The organism is Candidatus Obscuribacterales bacterium, assembly GCA_036703605.1.
GTDB lineage: Bacteria > Cyanobacteriota > Cyanobacteriia > RECH01 > RECH01 > RECH01.
On the sequence record DATNRH010000938.1, the window covers coordinates 1 to 1,462 of the forward strand.

Consider the following 1,462-nt stretch of genomic DNA (forward strand, 5'->3'; position numbering starts at 1 on the left):
CGGGCTTCTCATGTCGCTCCGGTCGGTTTCTCTAAAAAAATAGTTTCATCATCTCCCCCGCCCGACCTCCCGTGAAGGGAAGCCGGACGGTGGTATGTTGTGTGGTTTAGCCAAGCCCTCTTTTGACCACGTAGCTTTCGAGCCACCGCCAGTATTCACCAGCGGACGCAAAGCCCTGCTCCTGCGCAGCGAGCCCTTCGGCTTGCAGTCTTGTCAGCCCCCATCGTACTCAGCAATGGCGGCCCGTTCCTCAAAGGCTTCGATGTCTGGGATACGGGAGGCGCTCATAGCGATACGTCCTGCGGCAGCCTGACCTGATCAATGATCTGCCTCTACCAAACCCTCCTCAAACGGAGAAAAATCCGTCTCGTTCGTCACGGGCGAATTGATCTATATCAATGAATTGGCGGTCGCACGTAGCAAAAACAACTGATGTTTCCGCGTGAGAGCGACTGTGTGCACGCGTTCTAATTATTGCAGGAGGAGTACTATGAATTTAAAAAAGAGGAGCTTTTTGCTAGGGTTGGGTATGCTATTGGCAGCATGCGCCGGAACAGGTCCAACTGATTCAGTGCTGGACGAGACGTCCAGAAGCGCTGTCGTAATACAGAGTGTAACTGTTGATGGTACCGCCCTTGGCGCCACTACTGATGGGCAGCAGGTACCTGCTTCGACCGCCGTGCGTATTCTTGAAGAGGAAGCCACAAGACTTGTTGGTCAAGGCCGTGGCGCGACGCCCACAATTGTTGCGATCAAGCTTGAAAGCGTGAATCTTATCAGTGCTGCTCAGAGCATCTTTATAGGTGGTGAGAGCGTGATGAAAGGTACAGTATCTCTTCTCAACGCTAGCACCGGGCAAGTTATTATTCCGCCTCAAGAAATCGATGCTGGCGGCGGCGGCTGGGTTCTTGGAGGGATTGTTGGTGCTGCAACAAGAGATGACCCTGCAACTGAGCTAAGGCAGATGTCGGCGGAGTTTGTTGACAGAGCCCAAGTGTTGATCCTCGGCATGTAGTATGTGAGTCAACGCTGACTTGAAGGCGTGTAAATGGTCGCGCCTTCTTTCCAGCTGACTAAAAAAATGGGTCTATGATGCCCCGCCCGACCTCCCGCGATGGGAAGCCGGACGGGGGTATGTTGTGTGGTTTAGCCAAGCCCTCTTTTGACCACATAGTCAGCCAGCCACCGCCAGTATTCACCAGCCGAGGCAAAGCCCTGCTCCTGTGCAGCGAGCGCTTCGGCCTGCAGCCTTGTCAGCCCCCCATCGTACTCCGCAATGGCGGCTCTTTCCTCAAAGGCCTCGATGTCAGGGATACGGGATGCGCTCATAGCACCACGTCCTGCGGCAGCCTGATTTGATCAATGATCTCCCGCTTTTGGGTGTCACTGATGCCAGCCGAGTAGAGCCCATAGGTGAGCTTGTTCTCGGACCGTGCTGACTGATGGCCGACGAGGGAGGCGG

2 protein-coding genes are annotated in these 1,462 nt (G+C 54.9%); one reads left to right on the forward strand and one right to left on the reverse strand.

Annotated features, from left to right (window positions below):
* Window positions 1-490: 490 nt before the first annotated feature.
* Window positions 491-1,015 carry a hypothetical protein gene (locus V6D20_19315; GenBank protein HEY9817932.1) on the forward strand — a complete coding sequence of 175 codons (525 nt, stop codon included), beginning with the start codon at window positions 491-493 and terminating at the stop codon, window positions 1,013-1,015.
* A 131-nt stretch (window positions 1,016-1,146) separates the two neighbouring features.
* On the opposite strand, the gene V6D20_19320 is transcribed toward V6D20_19315, so the two are convergent.
* Complete coding sequence (locus V6D20_19320; GenBank protein HEY9817933.1) at window positions 1,147-1,329, reverse strand: hypothetical protein; 183 nt, start codon at window positions 1,327-1,329, stop codon at window positions 1,147-1,149.
* Window positions 1,330-1,462: the final 133 nt, after the last annotated feature.